Here is a 16,869-nt window from a genome sequence, read left to right as displayed (position 1 = left end):
TCACGCCGGGGCGGTCCTGCGCTTTCAGGTCGTTTGCGGTTTAGCTCCGCCCGGTTTTCTTCTGGCTTGTATTTCCTTCTTTCTCCGTGATAACGCTATTCAAACGCTACACCCCGTTGCTACTGGCCGGGTTGCTGCTGTGGCTGCCCGCCACTGTGCAGGCCCAAACTGCCCCGGCGGCCATTACCTACGCCGCCTACACCTGGGAGGCGAAACGCAAACCCCTCACCATTACCGCCGCCGAGAGCAAACAACCCGCCGTGGTACTGCATGATTTCCGGGCAGAGGAATTTGCCGTGGATGCGCGTCGGGAACTCAAGCTGTACTCAGTAGACCACCGCATCGTGCGCGTAAACACGTCTGATGGCATTGAGCGTTTCAACAAAATCTACCTGCCCGTGCAGGATGGCGGCCGCATCCTGTCGTTGAAAGCCCGCACCATCAGCCCTCGGGGGGAAATTGTGGATGTGGCGGAAGGCAACATGAAGGAGCTGAAAGACGAGGACGGCAGCCGGGGCTACAAGGTGTTTGCCGTAGAAGGCGTGGAGAAAGGCAGTGAAATTGAATACCTCTTCACACGGGAGAGGGCTCCCAGCTACTTCGGCCGCATCTACCTACAAAGCGAAGTACTCACCCGCGAAATTCAGGTGGAGCTGATTACGCCCGAGGCCCTCACGTTTGAAGTGCGCCGCTACCCCGGCGGCCTGCTGCGCGACACGGTGCTGAACGAGAAGCGCGTCAGCCGCCTTACGCTGCGCGATGTGCCGGCCCTGCGGGAAGAAGGTTTTGCCAATGCCCAGGCCCAACGCCAGCGGCTGGAATACAAATTTGCCTACAGCTCCGCCCGGGGCCGCACCCGGCTTTTTACCTGGGCCGATGCCAGCCAGTTCCTCTATAACCGCGTGTATAACTGGAATAAGGACGAGCTGAAAGCAGTGGACAAGCTGCTCAAGCAGATGAACCTGCCCGCCACCCAGCCGTTGCCGGTACTGGAAAACTACCTCAAAACCAATTTCCGGCTGATCGAAGACGGCAGCGAGGCAAACCTCACGCGCGTGGTGACCGACCGTTCCGCCTCCGAAACGGGGTTTGCCCGTTTGTTTGCCGCCCTCATGAACCGGCTCAACATTGCCCACGAGCTGGTACTGACCAACGACCGGAGCGAGGCCCCCTTCGACGATACCTTCGACACCTGGAACTACCTCGACCACCCGGTTTTCTATTTCCCGAGCACCAAGCAGTGGCTGGCTCCCGGCCGCCCCGACTACCGCCTGCCTCTGATTCCGGCTGAATGGACGGCGAACAAAGGCCTGTTTGTGCGCCGCGTGCAGCTGGGCAGCACGGAAACGGCCGTGGGCAAAATCGGCGAAATCCCGACTCTCACCGCCGACCAAAGCCCCAGCGACCTGAACATAGCTGTGCAGTTTGCCCCCAACCTCGATAAAAGCACCGTGACCATCCGGGAAACGCTGGGGGGCTACCATGCCCAACAGATTCAGCCCTTCTTCGCGCAGATTCCGGAAGATAAGCGGCCCGAAGTATTGCAGGGCGTCATCAAGAGCAACGTGCCCGATGCTGCTTTTCAGAAGCTGGAATCTACCAACGGCGAAACCGGCCTGAACCCGTTAGAAAAGCCCTTCCTGATTGATGCCACCGTCGAGTCGGTGGCGCTACTGGACCGGGCAGGACCGAAGTACCTATTCAAGGTCGGTACGCTGCTGGGGCCACAATCGGAGCTGTACCAGGCTGATGAACGGCAGTTTGACGTGGAGAATGACTTCAACCGCCGCTACAACCGCACCATCACCTTCGAGGTGCCGGCTGGCTACCAGGTGCGCAATCTGCAGGATCTGAACTTCGATGTGCAGGCCGGCCCCACGGCCGCCGGCCCGGAGTACCTGTTCAAATCCAGCTACGAGCAGCAGGGCCAGAAAGTCACGGTTACCATCCGGGAGTATTACCGCCAGATCCGCTGGCCCAAAGCCGATTTTGAGGCTTTTCGGGGAGTAGTAAACGCCGCCGCCAACTTCAATAAAGTGGTACTGGTGCTGGAAAAGAAAGGGTAATCGTATACCCTGAACGGAATAAGAGGCCCCATTCCTGGCACAGGATGGGGCCTTTGGGGTTTCTATAAAGCAGCCCAAACCAAAAGGAGATACTCAGCATGCCGAGTATTTTTCGTTCATTGCAACCGCCCAACCCACGTTGCCATGACTAGTACCTCCGATACCGTCCGCCTGGAGAAATTCCGCCGCGACATCAGCAATCCGCTTAAACTAAAACTGTTCATGCTCCGGCGGCTGCCGATGGCCTACCTGGCCGGGCTGCGCATTGCGGAGCTGACAGCCGAACGGGCCACCGTGACGGTGCCGTACAAATACCTTACCCAGAACCCGTTCCGTAGCATCTACTTTGCCTGCCTGAGTATGGCGGCCGAAATGGCCAGCGGCCTGCTGAGCATGATGCATGTGCAGGCCGGTTCGCCGGTATCTATGCTGGTGGTAGGGCTGGAGGCTGATTTCTCGAAGAAAGCCGTGGGCCTTATCCGCTTCACCAGCACTGATGGAGCTGCTATTGGCCAAGCCATTGCCGAAAGCCGCACCACCGGGGAAGGCCGCACCGTCGTCTGCACCAGCACCGGTACTGATGCCGCCGGCGACGTGGTGGCCGTGTTCCGGATTACGTGGTCGTTCCGGGCGAAGAAGTAAAGGGTAGTTGGGAGGACACTACAAGGGGATGCCCACTAACCGGTGCCTTAGTAGAATCGGGAGCTGACCCAAGATACTTCTGTTTGACAGGAAAAAATAAGGCCCATTCATATGGAATATGAATGGGCCTGGCATCTGCTAGTAAGAACCAGCTTCCTAATCTGTATGAGACCTGCCCTTCTTATTGCCATGTTCCTGTTTCTCCACTCATCCGTAGCACTAGCGTGTTCCTGCGTTGGTGGCAGCGGCTCCGAGAAACAACAGATTGCAACTGCTTATCAGCGCGACGCGCTGGTGTTTGTGGGACGGGTGGTTGCCGTAGAAACCGTGGTAACTACTGATACCCTACAGGTTTCGGATACGGGGCCCCTGGAGCAGCGTACCCAAATGGTGCGAAAGGAATCGTTTCGTTATACGTTTACCGTGTCACGGAAGTATAAGGGCCTAACTACCGAGGACACTGTGCTGGTGTCGTCGGCAACGCAGAGTGCCTCGTGCGGCCGGGAGTTCAAGGCAGGGGCTGAGTACCTTTTGTATGGTTTTCAGATCAGCGAGAAGGCCTCCCCGTATGGTGGTCCGGCCACGCCCATCCCCCCGTATTTTGCCACTAGCCTCTGCAACCGGGGCCAGGAGCTTAAGGACGTGAAACGAGCGGAGCTGAAGCAGTTGAAAAAGCTGGCCCAGGCGGGGTAGCTGCCGCCTAGTTCTCCTCCCGCAGGCTTTCCTTGGTGATGACGTCCACCAGTCCGTCTTCACTGACCACGATGGCCAGACAAGGATAAGGTGAGCTATCCACGTAGCGGATGGCGGAGTTATAGCGGGCCCCGCGGGTGCTGGTACCGTGGCCGGAGGCCTTCCCGTCCAGAATGACGCCAATAGAGTAGCAGTAGCTTTCCGGGTCGAGTAGCACGGCGCCGTCGATGGCAGTGACGAGACGAGTGATGAGCGGGGTGAGGGGTACCGGCTCAATAAGCGTGCATTGCAGCTTGAGGCGGTCGGCTTCGGCCAGGGCTTCGGTGGTGATGACCAGCAGGGTGCCGTGCTTCTGGCGGCTGGCTTCTACTACCACATCCCAAAGGCGCTCTACCTTGGCACTGTCAGTGAGCTGGAACGTGCGTTTTAGGTCGCGGCGGAAACGGGCGCGGTTGAGGCGGGTACGCGGCAGGCTGGGCAGGCCATAGTGGGCGCGCATAAGCACCTGCCCGCCGTGCTGAAATTCCCAGGCATAGTGCGTCACGAAGTTGATGACAAACAAATCCTCCCGCGTGGCATCGTATTGGCCCACCTGCCGACCCAAGGCGTACACATTCTCGCCGTCGGCCAACAGGCTCACATCCTGCGTCGTCATTTCCAGCAGTTTGCGCACCGCCCGGTAATCGGTGAGGGGGGTGGGGCAGGTAAGGGCGAATACCTCCGAGAGGTTGGGGTGGCCGCGCCGGGCCAGCAGCAGCTTGCCCACGCCTTCCTCACCCTCATAGCGCAGCGAGGAAATAGTATTGCAGGTGGCAAACAGCTTGGTCGCCGACGGGTTCATGCCCAGGTCCTGGGCCGGCGTATCCATGAACAGCTTACCGGCCGAGCGCACGATTTCGTCGGTTTCACGGGGGCGCACCAGCAGCCCGGAACCCGGCTCAGGCTCCGTGAGCGACTTGAAGCACTCCTCATGAAACCGAAGTACGGCCGACATCAGCAGGGAGTGGGAAAGCAGGCGGCCGTCGGTGTAGTAGCGGTTTTTCTGGAGCGTGGGATACGCCTGCACTACTTTGCGGTTGAGCCGCAGCACCGGTACCACAAAGTGCGACTGAATCCGGACTGGTGCGCCGGCGTAATACTGAAATTTGCCGCTGCTGGTCAGATCTTCCAGTATTTCCTGCACTGCCTGGCGCAAACCTATTGCTACCCGTTTGCGCTGTACTATTTCTTCCGGTATCAGCTCTCCTTCCGGAGCGTTCCAGGGATGCAGATATTGGTAGTAGCGGCCACGAGAACGGGCCTCCCCGAAAGCCAGACCCTCAAGGCCACAGTCTATGGGCTCCAGGCAAATGGCAGCCGGTGCCGTGTCGAAATCGGGCTGGTCCTCCTCATCGGCGGGCAGGGCCAGCAGCAGCACGTACGGGTCCAGGTCTTCGTCGAGGCTGTCGAAAATGCCGGTGGCAATGGCCTGCGCGGCCTGCCGGAAGCGGGTCTGGTAGGGCCAGATGGAGAAGCTGGCGGGCAGGGGTAGGGGAGTTCCGAAAGCAACCGGGGGAGCGGCAATCAGGGGCAGAGGCGACAACATAGCGGGAAGGAAAACGGGTTCAGCAAGCAGCCAGGCCCGGTAGACTCAGCCCAGTTAGTCAGGCTGACGGAAAAAGCAGAAGAATATTTTACTGGTGCTACAGCGTGAAGAGAACCGGCAATACCATTTTTTGCTTCATGGGTTGCCCTTGGTAGGTAGCGGGCTGCCACTTCGGCGCGGCCTTAATCAGCCGGATGGCTTCCTCATCGAGGCCGGAGCCAAGGCGTTGAACGGGCTTTATTTCAGTCAGGGTGCCATCTTTCTGCACCACGAATTCCATCAGCACTTTGCCCTGCACCTTGCGCTGGAGGGCCAGCGCCGGATACTTCTGGTTTTTCTGAATCCACTCAAAAAACGCGTCGGTGCCGCCCACGGGCCGGGCGGGTTGGTCGGGCTTCACTACCTGAGTGGTAGCGGCACCCGCTGCCGGAGCCGGAGTGCCGGCCGTAGCTGCCGCGCCGTTTTCAGTAGGAATTTCAAAGCTGATGGGTACCGTGGCCCGCTGCCGTACCACGCCGCCTCGGTGCTGGGCAGGCGTCCAGCGCGGTCCGCCTTTGATGAGCCGGATGGCCTCGGCATCCAGGGCCGGATTTACGGGCTGGGACACGGTCACGTTGGAAATGGCTCCGGTTTTCTCCACCACAAACGTCACCGTCACGGTGCCCTGCGCGCCGGCCTGTAAGGCGGCCGTGGGGTATTGCTGTTTATCGGCCAGATACTGCGCGTAAGCCTCTACGCCACCCACCGGCACAGCCGGCTTTTCCACCGCGTCGTAGATTTCGGACGCCGCCGGAGCTTTGGGGTATTTGAGCTTTTGGGCCACGGTGGGGGCCAGTGCGGCCATATTCAGCAGCGCAGCCAGCGGCAGCAGACGGAAAGCGTGTTTCATAACGGACGGGAGCAGAGAGGACCGGACTGACCAGCTGGGACAACAACCGCACCAGCCCATGCCACGGTTTCCGGATGATACGAAAAGAACGGCTTTTCGGTAGATTTGACGCTATGCAACCTGACGTAACTTCCGCTACCCACCACTCCGGCCGCGCCCCCGAGCCGGTAGGCCTGTATCCGCACGCACGCCGCGTGGGCAACCTGCTGTTCCTCTCGGGCGTGGGGCCGCGCCAGCGGGGGCAGCAGCAGGTGCCCGGCGTGGAGCTGGACGAACAGGGCCGTATTCTGCACTACGACTTCGAAAGCCAATGCCACGCCGTGTTCCAGAATGTGCGCTACATACTGGAGGATGCCGGGGCCCGCTGGGAAGACCTGGTGGACGTGACGGTGTTCCTGACCAACATGCGGGACGATTTTGCCACCTACAACCGCCTCTACGCCGAGTATTTCCAGACCAACCAGCCCTGCCGCACGACAGTGGAGGTCAACTGCCTGCCCACGCCCATTGCCATTGAGCTGAAGTGTATGGCGGCACTGCCGGCTTAGCCAGTTACAGGAGTCGATCAGTTCTATGAGTAGCTATGCAAGAGCGGCTACCACGCTGCTGACGGTGCTGAGCTGTTATCCGGCCGCTCAGGCGCAGAACACGGATACCTGGAGCCAACTTCGGACCGAGCAGGTAGCAAAGTTGCAAGCCATAACGGGCACCTACGAGGGGCAGATAGGTGGTAAATATGCCATTCGGCTGCAGCTCAACCCTGGCCCGGCCGACACGGTGGTAACGGGCACGTATTATTATCTTTCTAAAGGGCAGCCCCTGGTGCTAAGCGGCTTCACCCGCGCCAGCATTCCTACGCAGGAGCTGGAGCTGCGCGAAAATACGGCGGCAGATGCGGCGGCTACCGGCTGGTTTACCATTGGCCTGAGCAACGCCAATGAGCCGCATCTGTTGGGGCAGTGGTACAACGCCTCTGGTACCACGTTGCTGCCCGTGAAGCTCTGGCGCATTGGAGGCGCTACCCGCCCGTCGGGCCTGGTGGCGCATATAACGCCCAAAACCTACCTCAACTCGTTCCGGGTGCCGGTGGTAACGGTGCCAGACGCGGGCGTGAGTCGGTTGCTGACGCACTGGCTTTCCCTGCAAAACCTGACCAACGACGATGTAGCCGGCCTCCGGGAGCAACTGCAAGAACACAGCGGCACTCAGTCATCAGATTACTCGGTCAACTACAACGCCCGGGGCCTGCTGAGCCTGACTGCCTTAACCGAAGGCGTAGGTGCCAGCGTATGGTATGACAGTAAAACGTATAACCTGGATCTGGTAACCGGCTTTCCTATCGTGCTGGCCGATGAGTTGAAGCCGGAGTTGCTACCGCAGTTTCTGGCCCTGGGGCAGCGGAAACTGGCGGTAAAAACCAAAGAATATGAGCAGGATGATTTTCTGTCGGCAGAGGACAAGGCCGGGGTGCTGGGCCAGGAGTTCTCCCTGGGCAGCACCGATGAGTACACCATCAGTACCAACGGCCTCGTGTTCGACCACCCGGTTTCGTATGATGGCCTGTCGAACTTTGTGTGGAAAGTACTGACGGGTAATTTTCAGATAACGCTCACCTACGCCGAACTCAAGCCGTTTCTGAAGCCCAACAGCCCGCTGCGCCGCTTACTCTAACCCCTGATTATTTGTGCGAATACTACTGAGTGCCGTGCTGGGCCTGACTTTGCTCTGGGGCTGTGACCCGAAGAATGCCACGAAGAAGCCCGTAGCCACCACTACGGTTCCCACCGTCAGCAGCCTGCCGACAACCACGGCACTGGGCGACTATGAAGGCTCCCTGGGCGGTAAGTACCCATTCCTGCTGGCCATCAACTTTCAGAATGACAGGGCCGAACTGACGGGTATTTACTACTACCTGAGCCAGCAGAAACCCATCCGGCTCTGGGGATTCCGGGCCTCCGATGGAGAAATATGGCTGCGGGAGATGAACCCGGAGCGCCCCGATACGGTAGCCGCCGGCTGGGGGCAAGCAGGAAAAACCATTCAGCCATTCGCCTATTTTCGGCTGCGCCTCACACCACAAAGCGGCCTCGTTGGTACTTGGCAGGCAGCAAAATCGGGTCGGCAGCTGCCAGCTCAACTGAAACCGTACGCAGCCAGCGCACCGGTGCAGAAGGCGCACGTAAGCGAGCAAACGTATTTTGGCGAGTTTACCGCTCCGCAGTTCACTGTAGCGGATATGAAGGTGACGCAGGACCTGTACTGGGTGTTTGACATCGAAGCCTTGTCGGAGCAGAAGCTGGAGGAACTGCGCGAGGAACACAGAAACCACGAAAGCGGCAGCTACCAGGGCTACGGTGGCATCGACTCGCGGGTGACCTACAACGACCGGGGGCTGTTGAGCGTGGCCCTGCGCGACGAGTACACGGCCGCCAACGTGAACAGCCGCTTCTGGTCGGTGATAGTAGACCTGCGCACCGGCGAAACGCTGGGGGTAGATGAAATTGACCCGGCCCGGAAAGCCGCCTTCCTGGCAGCCTGCAACGCGAAGCTGCAACAACAGATAGCCACCTACCTCGACCCATCGGCGGAGGACAGTGAGGAACAGGATTCAACGGATGTTGCCGGGCTGCGGAGCCAGCGCATCGGGCCCGACAACCCACCGGGGGACATGCTGCTAGAGGACGGCCAGATTTCCTTTGACCACTCTGTGGAATACGAGAACATGTCGAATTTCACGCGCAAAATCTACGCCCAGCAGTTCCGGTTATCGTTCACCTTTGCCGAAATGGGCCGCTTACTGAAACCCCAAAGCCCACTACGGCGCCTACTGTAACCGGTAGCTTGGCCGGGCCAGATCTTGCTATGCACAGAAGCATCCGGTAGCCGTACCTTCGCAGCTTCATCCGTACCTGCTGCCGTGCCCGTTTCTGCCGAATTCCGCAAGCTTACCGTTGCTCCCGCCGAGCTGTTCCGGGAAAACCTGACCCACCACACCGAGCGGGAAACCTACTTTGCCGGTCGGCACCGGCTGGTGGCGTTGGTGCGGCTGCTGGTATTTGGTGGGGCGGTTGTGGGGGCCTGGGTACTGTTCAGTGCCGGCGCAACCCTGGCCGGCTTCGGGGTAATATTAGCCGCATACCTGGCGTTTCTGGGGTTGGTGCAGTGGCACCGCAAAGTGGGCTATCAGCGGGAGCATCACCGGCTTCTGGCTCAACTCAACCGCGACGAGCTGGCCCGGTTGGAAGGCAAACTTAGCGGCTTCGACCCCGGCCTGCGCTATCTGGATGCCCAGCACCCTTACGCCGCCGACCTGGACGTATTCGGGACGCATTCGGTATTTCAGCTGCTGAACCGTAGTACCTCGCGGCTGGGCCAAGACTGGCTGGCCGGCTGGTTGCTGGCCCCGGCCGCGCCGGCGGCCGTGCGCGAGCGGCAGCAGGCTGCCGCTGAGCTGGCCCTTGATGTAGTCTGGCAGCAGGAATGGCAGGCCCGAGCCCGCCATTATCCCCGCCAGGAGCGGGACCCGCGCGAGTTTGCCGGCTGGCTGCGCACTCCTGATTTCTTTGCTTCCCGTGCGTGGTTGCTGCCATTACTGGTAGTATTGCCCGTACTGGCGGTAGGGGCGGTGCTGGCGGCTTTCAACGGCTATAGCAACCTCTGGCTGGTACTATTGGCTCTGCCCGCTGCCTTAAATGCTCGCTTCGCCGCTATTCGGGCCGACTATTACCAGCAGGCCACCACCATGCGCGACGCTTTGCGCGCCGCTCACGACCAACTGGCACTGTTTGAAGCCGGTGAGTGGCAAAGCCCTGCGCTGCGTCGCCTGCACCGGGTACTACATGATACCGGTGGCACGGCTGCCGCCCGGTTACTGAAGCAGCTGGCTGCCGTGGCGGGGTGGTTCTCGGCCCGCCAGAACCCGGCCGTAGCGGGCGTACTGAACACGCTGCTGCTATGGGACCTGTGGGGCATATGGCAGCTGGAACGCTGGAAACGCCGGTTGCAGGGCGGCCTGGAGCCGCTGCTGGAAGCCGCCGCCGAGCTAGACGCGCTGGTGAGTCTGGCCGCGTTCCGGGCTGCTAACCCGACCTTCGCCGAGCCCGACGTAACCGCCCCGGCCCTGACGCTGGAAGCTACCCAGCTGGGCCATCCGTTGCTGTTCGGGGGTGAGGGTGTCCGCAACGACTTTCAAACGGCCGGAGCCGGTCAGACGGTGGTCGTGACGGGCTCCAACATGGCCGGTAAAAGCACGTTTCTGCGCACGGTAGGGCTGAATTTGGTGCTGGCTCAGGCTGGAGCAGTGGTTCCGGCTGCCGCGCTGCGCTGCGGCCCGGCCCAGGTGTTCACGGCTATGCGTACCAACGATAATCTGGCCGAAAGCACTTCCTCCTTCTATGCCGAGCTGAAGCGCCTGCGCCTGCTGCTGGACCTGACGGAAAGCAACCCCGAAAAACCAGCAGCCACCAGCCAATACCCGGTTTTCTACCTGCTCGATGAGATTCTGAAGGGAACCAACTCCGAAGACCGGCACCGGGGCGCGCGGGCCCTGGTGTACCAGCTGCGGCAGCGGCCCGCCAGCGGCCTCATCAGTACCCACGACCTAGAGCTGGCCGCGCTGGAAACCGACCTGCCTGAGAACGTGCGCAACGTGAGCTTCAACAGCTACCTGAACCCCGACGGGACGTTGCGCTTCGACTACCAGCTCACGCCGGGCATGTGTCGCTCTTTCAATGCCAGCCAACTGATGCGCCTGATGGGGATTGTGGTGGAATAACCAATAGTATGCGGCCGGATGGAGGCCTGAGGCAACTATAGGTGGGCGCTTAGCCGTAGGAGGCAGGGAGAGCCGGCCGGTTTAATAGGAGGTTAATGTTGGGCTTCTACCTTGCCGGCCACTCTTTCTGACTCCACGCTTCTATTCCACTTTGCTCTGTGTACATCCGCGAAAACCTCCGTTGGCATATAATCTGGAAACTCGGCTGGAAATCCATTGTCATCTTTACGGTGTACAGCGCGTTGGTTTGCCTGGTGTACGGGCCACTGAATATTCACGCGGTGGCTATTCCGTGGCAACCGGTGGCTACGCTGGGTACTGCCGTGGCCTTCTACATTGGCTTTAAAAACAACGGCTCCTACGACCGTTTCTGGGAAGGTCGGCAGCTTTGGGGCGGCATCGTGAACAGCAGCCGCACCACGGCCGTCCAGATTCTGGAATTTGTTACCTCCGTGGTGGATGCTCCTGGGGTAGACGCCCCGGCTGCCTCGGCCGAGGAACTGACCCAGCGGCACCGGCGCATGGTGTATCGCCAGATTGCCTGGTGCAACGCTTTGCGTATTCATCTGCGCCGTCAGCCCGAGCAGTGGGACGCGGCCGTAGCCCCTTTCCTGGAAGAAGAAGAGTCGGAAAAGCTCCGCCAGATGGCTAATCCGCCCGCGCAGATTATCCGGCAGCAGGCAGCGGCTTTGCGCAAGCTACGCGAGGAGCGGGGCCTGCTCAACGACTTCCAGCACGTAACCATGATGAATACGCTGGAGGTGCTGTATAACCTGCAGGGCGGTTGCGAAAGAATAAAGAACACGCCTTTTCCACGTCAATACGCTTTTTTTAGCATGGTATTCGTGTACCTGTTTACAGCTATGATGCCGCTGGGTCTCGTGACGGAATTCGCCAAGATGGGCACGAGCCACATCTGGCTGACGGTACCGTTTTCGGTGGTGGTATCCTGGGTGTTTGCCACCATCGAAACGGTGGGTCACAGCAGCGAGAATCCGTTTGAAAACAATATGAACGACGTGTCGATGACGGCCATCTGCCGCAGCATCGAAATCGACCTGCGCCAGATGCTGGGCGAAACCGAAGTGCCGCCCAAGCTGGACCCGGTAGAGGATATCCTGTATTAACATGTAGGCCGGCAACCGCTGGAAGCTAAGCAGCACGTCATCCCGAGCTTTCCGAGGACTCTTGCGTGCTGAGGTTAGGATGGTACTTTACCGAAGCAGGAGGCCATTCCTAGCTTACCGAAGCATGACGGTCAGTTCATTGGAGTTCTTTGTATTGAAAGTCGTCATCCGGAACGGCGCGGCATATCCTGCCGCGCCGTTCTGCGTTAGAATGCCGAAAATAATCGGCTAGTTAGGCCTGCGGTTCTGCTGCTTTTGCCTCGTCGTCTGTTGCGCCCTTCATGTCTGGTTTCAATTTCCGCTCCCTTCGCTACTTCTTCTCCGGCCAGGAATTCTCTGATGGCGTGCGCACCACGCTGTCCATTTTGTTGCCGGGGCTGGTTTTGGGCTGGCACGGCGACCTGAACACCGGCCTCACCATGTCGCTCGGGGCGGTGTGCGTGAGCCTGACCGATATACCCGGACCGCCCGCGCACAAGCGCAACGGCATGCTGGCCGCTACCGTCCTGACGGGCCTAATGGCCCTACTGACCGGCTTTCTGGGGCCGTATCCGTGGCTGCTGGGGCTGATGGTGGTGAGTGTGAGCTTCATTTTTACCTTGCTGCTGGCCTATGGTAACCGGGCCGGCGCGGTGGGTACCGCCGGTTTGCTGATCATGATTTTGATGCTGGACCGACCACTGGCCCCGGCTGAAGTGCTGCCTCACGCCGGCTTGGTGGTGATGGGTGGCCTCTGGTATGCCGGTATTGCGGGGCTGCTCAACCAACTGCGGCCCTATCGCGTGGCCCAGCAGGCCCTTGGCGACGCCATCCGATCCGTGGCGGATTTTCTGCGCCTCAAGGCCGAGTTCTACCGCACCGGCACCAACCTGGAGGCCGATTACCGCCGCTTGGTGGCCCAGCAGGTAACCGTGAGTGAGAAGCAGGATGCCGTGCGCGAAATTCTGTTCAAAACCCGCCAGCTCATCAAGGAATCCACCGGTACGGGGCGACGGCTGGTACTCACGTTCGTGGATCTGGTAGACCTCTACGAGCAGATTACCATCACCTACTACGACTACGCCGATCTGCACCGCCGCTTCGAGCCTACCGGGATTCTCGATGCCGTGGCGAGTGAAATAGAAGAGCTGGCGGCTGAGCTGGAAAGCATCGGCTTCGCCATTCAGGCCAACCACGGCTACACCGCCCGCCGCGACCTGCTGGCCGGTCTGGACCGCATAAAAACCCGCATTGATGCGCTGGAAGACCCTACGCGGCCCGGCCATACGCTCATGCTCAAGAAGATTCTGGTGAACCTGCGCAACCTCGTGCTGCGCCTCCAGGATATTCTGGCTTATTTCGACGCCAACGCGCCGGCTGCCTCGGGGCGGGAGCTGGAGTTTGGCCGGTTCGTGGCCCACCAGAGCTTCGACTTTAAGCAGCTGCGCGACCATCTGACGCTGCACTCAGGCGTTTTCCGTCATTCCGTACGCATGCTGGTAGCCTGTCTGATCGGGTTTCTGATTACCAAAGTGCTGCCCGGCCACCACAGCTACTGGGTGCTCATGACGATTACCTACATGCTCAAACCGGCCTTCAGCCTCACCAAACAGCGCAACGTACAGCGCGTACTGGGCACGCTAGCAGGCGGCGTGCTGGGGGCCTGCATCCTATGGATCATTCCCGACCGAATGGTGCTGCTGGCCCTGATGGTGGTGTTTATGGTGGTGTCGTACAGCTTTGTGCGCATCAATTATCTGGTCACCGTCACGTTCATGACGCCCTTTATTCTCATCCTGTTTAGCTTTCTGGGGCTGGGTTATGTACAGGTGGTGGAGGAGCGGGTGTTTGATACCGTATTGGGGTGCTTCATTGCCTTCACCGTGGGCTATGTGCTGTTTCCAAGGTGGGAATCCGACCAGTTGCAGGATTATCTGAAGGCTGTGCTGCGGGCCAATCTACAATACCTGCGCACCTTGCAGGAGGTCCTGATTGGCTCCCCGGTGGCCCTGGTTGATTATAAGCTGGCCCGCAAGGAAGTGTACGTATCGTCGGCTAACCTGGGCGCGGCCTTTCAGCGTATGATGTCGGAGCCCCGGGGCAAGCAGCACCGGCCCACGGAGGTACACGAATTTGTGGTGCTCAACCACATCCTGTCGTCCAACGTGGCCTCCATTACTACCTCTTTGCTCAATGGCGAAACCCGGCCGGCCCTGCCCGCTGCCGGCCTCAAGAGCCTGCGCCACGCGCAACAGTCGCTACACCGCAGCTTGCACCGCCTTGATCCGCAGGAGCCCGAAAGCATGCCTACTGACCTTCCCGTGCCCGCTCCCACGCATCTGCCCGACGCGCAGCTGGGGGAGCAGCTGGAGTTCATCCAAAAAGTAAGCAGCGACATCAACAAAGTCACGGAAGCCGTGCTAAAATAGAAGCTGCAAGCTTCAGGCGGCAAGTCAAAAGCTCCGGATAGCAGGGGTTGATTCCTTGCCGTCCGGAGCTTTTGACTTGCCGCTTACTGCCTGCAGCTTCTATAAAACCTAGAGCTTCACGCCCACCGAGGCAAACCAGGTGCGGCCGTCGGCGGGCAGCAGGCCGGGGCCGGGGTAGCCACCCGAGCGGCGGGTGAAGTAGTTTTTGTCGAACACGTTGTTGAGGCCACCGCGCACCGTAAAGCGTTTGGCGAAGCGGTAGGTGGCCGACAGATCGGTAACCGAGTAGCCGGGCACGCGGCCGGTGGTGGCGGCAGCATTGGCGGCCACAGTGTTGTTGGCATCGGCAAACACGCTGGAAACCCGCGTGAGCTGGGCCGTAGCCGAAAGGCCCTTGTGAGCGAAGGTAGCGCCCACGCGGTGCGTGTATTTGGGCGCGTACTCCACGCGGTTATCTTTCAGATCACCTTCCTGAATACCGCCATTAGCCAGCGTAGTAGTCAGCAGGCGGGTGTAGCGGGCATCCACCAGGGCTGAGGAAACGAATACGTCCAGGTGGGGCAGCTCAAAGTTCTGGGTGAGGGCGTGCAGTACGTCCAGCTCCACGTAGGCTTCCACGCCCTTATGTACGCTGGTGCCAATGTTGGTGCGCAGCTGCTGGGTTTGGGTAGTGCTGCCCGGTACCAGCCGCCGGATGGTCCCGATGCGGTTGTCGTAGTTCAGCCAGAAGGCGTCCACGTCGAAGGTGAGCACCTTGCCCCAGGTGCCCCGGTAACCCACCTCGGCGTTATAGCCGCGGGCATCCTTCAGGTTGGGGTCGATGACGTCGGACGTGGCCGGCGGGGTCAGGTCGCCGAAGGTCACCGGGCGGAAGGCCCGCGAATAGTTGGCGTACAGGTTGGTCTGGTCGGTCACGCGCAGTTCGGCCCCGGCCCCGTACAGAAACACGCGGCGGCGCGAGTCCTGCTTGATCTGGTTTTCCGAGCCGTCGGCGTTCAGGCTCAGGTAGCCGCGGCCTTCGTTGTCAATCACCTCATAGCGCACGCCCGGCGTGAAAGTGAAGCGGGAGCCCAGGCGGAAAATGTTTTCCACGAAGGCGGCGTAGTTGCGGGTCCGGAAGCTCAGGTCGCGGCCGTAGCGTGCGGCTTGCAGGTCCAGGTTGAAGTCGGAGCCGGTGTCGCCCTTGCCCTGCTGGCGGCGGCCCAGGTTGGCGGCGGCCACGCGCACGCCAGCGGCCAGCGTGTGCTGCTGGCCCAGCAGGCCGTAATCGGTGAGCAGGCGCAGCTCCGAGCCCAGGTTGCGGTACCGGTCCCGGTCGAGCTGGCGGTTGGCGGGCTGGCCGGTGGCGGGGTTCACCGCGTCGGGCTTGTCCACGCCCACGCTGCTGGCCAGGCCAATGGAGTTTCGCTCGCCTAGCAAGCCAAAGGTTTTCAGGCTCAGGCGGGTGCGCTCCGAGAACTGGTAGTCGGCTGTGAAGGCCGGAATCGTCCAGGGGGTGCTGAACCAGTTGCGGCCGCGTGAGCTGTTGCGCACGTTGCCGTTGTAGAACTGGGCATCGGTGAGGCCGCCGGGCTGCTGAATCTCGTAGCCCAGGTGGCTGATTTCGGCCCCGAGGCGCAGCTTGCTGGTGGCCTGGAACTGCACGTTCACATGCGCGTTGCGGATGTTGAACTCCGAGTTGTCGCGCCAGCCGCCGCCCAGGCGCTGCTGGTAGTAGCCAAAGTAGCTCACTTTGCCTACCGTGCCGCCCAGCGAGTTGTAAGTGCCCACCAGCCCGTTGTTGCCCACCGAGTTGCTGGTTTCAAACTCGATTTTCTTGTCGCGCGGTCCGTGCTTGAGCTCGTAGTTGAGCATACCACCGAACTGGGGCCCGTACTGCAAGGAGCCGCCCCCCCGGATAATCTGGATGCGGTCTACAGCCTCCAGCGGCGGGTTGTAGTAGGCCTCGGGGTAGCCGAAGGGGTCGGAGCTGATGTCCATCCCGTTCTGGCGGGTGTTGAACTCCCAGCTGCGGTTGGGCGAGAGGCCACGGCTGGCCACGTTGATCTGCTGGCCCGAGCCGTCGCTCTCCCACACCGTAATGCCGGGCACCTTGGCAAACACCTGCCGGGCCGAGTTCACCACCAGGTTGGCATCGAGCTTATCCAGCTGAATGATTTCGTTTTTCTTGCCGGCCGTCACCGTCGTGCCGTCTACTTCCGGGGCGTAGCGGGTGGCCTTGGCCGCAACGGTTATGCCCGCCAGCTCGCGCAGGGCTTCTTCCAGCGTGAAGCGCAGGGTGTAGGACTGCCCGCTCTGGAGCGTGAGCGTTTGCGTCTGGGGTTTGGTGCTGAGGCCGGTTACCGCCACGGTGGCTTCGCCGGCCGGCAGGCCGTAGAGGCGGAAGCTGCCGCGGGCGTCGGTGGTGGCCGAGCGGTCGGCTACCGTTACCAGCACGCCCTCCACGGGCTGGCCGGTGCGGTCGAGCACGGTACCGGTGAGCGTGGCCCCACGGCCGGTTTCGTCCGGACCGTTCGTAACGCTGGGAGTAGCGGCAGTGGTGTGTAGAGCCGGCACGGTGGCCGTCAGCAAAGAAGTGAGCAGCAGAGACGTAGTTCGCATAAACCAGGCCGGGACAGAAGGTCCCGTTTTCGGCTGCAAAAGTACTACTGTTCAGATTGATTTTAAATAAGTGATTAGAAAAAA

General features: G+C 60.6%; 12 protein-coding genes. 9 read left to right on the top strand and 3 right to left on the bottom strand.

From position 1 onward, the window contains the following. Nucleotides 1-86 precede the first annotated feature (86 nt). From HSW_RS18440 to HSW_RS18430, 3 genes are all read left to right on the top strand, one after another. Nucleotides 87-2,066: a DUF3857 domain-containing protein gene (locus HSW_RS18440; RefSeq protein WP_044003193.1), complete on the top strand. Its 1,980-nt coding sequence runs from the start codon at nucleotides 87-89 to the stop codon at nucleotides 2,064-2,066. Nucleotides 2,067-2,210: 144 nt separating this feature from the next. Then, on the top strand, nucleotides 2,211-2,708 hold the full coding sequence (locus HSW_RS18435) for a PaaI family thioesterase (RefSeq protein ID WP_052346608.1): 498 nt from the start codon (nucleotides 2,211-2,213) through the stop codon (nucleotides 2,706-2,708). 165 nt (nucleotides 2,709-2,873) lie between these two features. Further along, entirely contained in the window at nucleotides 2,874-3,401 is a 528-nt protein-coding gene (locus HSW_RS18430) for a hypothetical protein (protein ID WP_155833051.1), read from the top strand. A gap of 7 nt (nucleotides 3,402-3,408) precedes the next feature. On the opposite strand, the gene HSW_RS18425 is transcribed toward HSW_RS18430, so the two are convergent. Both HSW_RS18425 and HSW_RS18415 read right to left on the bottom strand, forming a co-directional pair. Further along, complete coding sequence (locus HSW_RS18425) at nucleotides 3,409-4,986, bottom strand: diadenylate cyclase (protein ID WP_052346607.1); 1,578 nt, start codon at nucleotides 4,984-4,986, stop codon at nucleotides 3,409-3,411. Nucleotides 4,987-5,083: 97 nt separating this feature from the next. Further along, entirely contained in the window at nucleotides 5,084-5,875 is a 792-nt protein-coding gene (locus HSW_RS18415) for an energy transducer TonB (protein ID WP_044003190.1), read from the bottom strand. Nucleotides 5,876-5,988: 113 nt separating this feature from the next. Here HSW_RS18415 and HSW_RS18410 point away from each other — a divergent pair, with 113 nt between their 5' ends. The 6 genes from HSW_RS18410 to HSW_RS18385 all read left to right on the top strand — a co-directional run bounded on the left by HSW_RS18410 (nucleotide 5,989) and on the right by HSW_RS18385 (nucleotide 14,184). After that, a complete protein-coding gene (locus tag HSW_RS18410; RefSeq protein WP_044003189.1) occupies nucleotides 5,989-6,423 on the top strand; it encodes a RidA family protein in 435 nt (144 codons plus the stop codon). Nucleotides 6,424-6,448: 25 nt separating this feature from the next. Then, on the top strand, nucleotides 6,449-7,546 hold the full coding sequence (locus HSW_RS18405) for a hypothetical protein (RefSeq protein ID WP_044003188.1): 1,098 nt from the start codon (nucleotides 6,449-6,451) through the stop codon (nucleotides 7,544-7,546). A 13-nt stretch (nucleotides 7,547-7,559) separates the two neighbouring features. Further along, nucleotides 7,560-8,708: a hypothetical protein gene (locus HSW_RS18400; RefSeq protein WP_155833050.1), complete on the top strand. Its 1,149-nt coding sequence runs from the start codon at nucleotides 7,560-7,562 to the stop codon at nucleotides 8,706-8,708. A gap of 84 nt (nucleotides 8,709-8,792) precedes the next feature. Further along, the gene (locus HSW_RS18395) at nucleotides 8,793-10,649 is read left to right on the top strand and encodes a MutS-related protein (RefSeq protein WP_052346606.1); all 1,857 of its coding nucleotides are present in this window, start codon (nucleotides 8,793-8,795) and stop codon (nucleotides 10,647-10,649) included. Between the two features lie 158 nt (nucleotides 10,650-10,807). Then, nucleotides 10,808-11,776 (top strand): bestrophin family protein, encoded by a 969-nt coding sequence (locus HSW_RS18390; RefSeq protein ID WP_044003186.1) that lies wholly within the window; start codon nucleotides 10,808-10,810, stop codon nucleotides 11,774-11,776. A 281-nt stretch (nucleotides 11,777-12,057) separates the two neighbouring features. Then, nucleotides 12,058-14,184, top strand: a complete 2,127-nt coding sequence (locus HSW_RS18385; protein ID WP_044003185.1) for an FUSC family protein — start codon at nucleotides 12,058-12,060, stop codon at nucleotides 14,182-14,184. A gap of 108 nt (nucleotides 14,185-14,292) precedes the next feature. Here HSW_RS18385 and HSW_RS18380 read toward each other — a convergent pair whose 3' ends face one another. After that, the gene (locus tag HSW_RS18380; protein ID WP_044003184.1) at nucleotides 14,293-16,785 is read right to left on the bottom strand and encodes a TonB-dependent receptor domain-containing protein; all 2,493 of its coding nucleotides are present in this window, start codon (nucleotides 16,783-16,785) and stop codon (nucleotides 14,293-14,295) included. Nucleotides 16,786-16,869: the final 84 nt, after the last annotated feature.

Origin of the sequence: Hymenobacter swuensis DY53 (assembly GCF_000576555.1) — a bacterium.
GTDB classification, from domain to species: Bacteria; Bacteroidota; Bacteroidia; order Cytophagales; family Hymenobacteraceae; genus Hymenobacter; species Hymenobacter swuensis.
This window is presented reverse-complemented; position numbering and strand designations above follow the sequence as displayed.

Excerpts from the sequence above, each read along its gene's own strand:
- HSW_RS18435 (WP_052346608.1), top strand. The coding sequence starts at position 2,211 with ATGACTAGTACCTCCGATACCGTCCGCCTGGAGAAATTCCGCCGCGAC.
- HSW_RS18430 (WP_155833051.1), top strand. The coding sequence starts at position 2,874 with ATGAGACCTGCCCTTCTTATTGCCATGTTCCTGTTTCTCCACTCATCC.
- HSW_RS18425 (WP_052346607.1), bottom strand. The coding sequence starts at position 4,986 with ATGTTGTCGCCTCTGCCCCTGATTGCCGCTCCCCCGGTTGCTTTCGGA.
- HSW_RS18415 (WP_044003190.1), bottom strand. The coding sequence starts at position 5,875 with ATGAAACACGCTTTCCGTCTGCTGCCGCTGGCTGCGCTGCTGAATATG.
- HSW_RS18410 (WP_044003189.1), top strand. The coding sequence starts at position 5,989 with ATGCAACCTGACGTAACTTCCGCTACCCACCACTCCGGCCGCGCCCCC.
- HSW_RS18405 (WP_044003188.1), top strand. The coding sequence starts at position 6,449 with ATGAGTAGCTATGCAAGAGCGGCTACCACGCTGCTGACGGTGCTGAGC.
- HSW_RS18385 (WP_044003185.1), top strand. The coding sequence starts at position 12,058 with ATGTCTGGTTTCAATTTCCGCTCCCTTCGCTACTTCTTCTCCGGCCAG.
- HSW_RS18380 (WP_044003184.1), bottom strand. The coding sequence starts at position 16,785 with ATGCGAACTACGTCTCTGCTGCTCACTTCTTTGCTGACGGCCACCGTG.